At 30.9% G+C, this 246-nt stretch carries 1 protein-coding gene; it reads left to right on the top strand.

Annotated elements, in window-relative coordinates; genetic code table 11:
• A partial coding sequence (locus SB717_RS38590; protein WP_410908516.1) for an HD domain-containing protein occupies positions 1 to 246 on the top strand: 246 nt, incomplete at both ends.

Consider the following 246-nt stretch of genomic DNA (forward strand, 5'->3'; position numbering starts at 1 on the left):
TACTAAATCTTTTGGACAAATTTTAGCGTTGATATGTCAAGCCCATACACAAGATATAATGTGGGTGAAAAATAATATAGAAAAAGAATATATAATTGGGGACTATAATATTTTCCCGCAATTCTATGCAATTGTATTAAGGCTTGGAGATATTCTAGATTTTGATGGTTTGCGAACACCAAAAAGATTATATAATGCCATAAGTCCTAGTGGCTATAGTAAAGAAGAATGGGAACAGCATTTTAT

This window comes from Priestia sp. SIMBA_032, assembly GCF_046535215.1.
Taxonomy (GTDB): domain Bacteria; phylum Bacillota; class Bacilli; order Bacillales; family Bacillaceae_H; genus Priestia; species Priestia aryabhattai.